At 45.2% G+C, this 259-nt stretch carries 1 protein-coding gene; it reads right to left on the bottom strand.

From position 1 onward, the window contains the following. Nucleotides 1–259: hypothetical protein (locus AAEY79_RS15520; RefSeq protein ID WP_352289443.1), on the bottom strand; the 259-nt coding region annotated here is incomplete at both ends.

Genomic DNA, 259 nt, shown 5'->3' with positions numbered 1-259 from the left:
CTGTCGGTCCAGCTAATTAAGCCCGAAAGCTCAGGTGTTATGTCATCACCAACGCGGTTTGTTGAGTCGTGTAATGCTTTTACGCCAATGCTTGAAACAAAGCCTGGGTTGTCGAGTGGGCGAGCGGTATTAATATTAATTGTTGCGCCAATACCACCTGATGCAATGCTTGCTTTACCCGTTTTATATACTTCAACCGATTTAACGCTATCAGACGCTAAGTTTGCAAAATCAAATGCACGAGAGCTGGGTGTACCAC

The organism is Psychrobacter sp. GW64-MNA-CIBAN-0177, assembly GCF_040309585.1.
GTDB classification, from domain to species: Bacteria; Pseudomonadota; Gammaproteobacteria; order Pseudomonadales; family Moraxellaceae; genus Psychrobacter; species Psychrobacter okhotskensis.
This window is presented reverse-complemented; position numbering and strand designations above follow the sequence as displayed.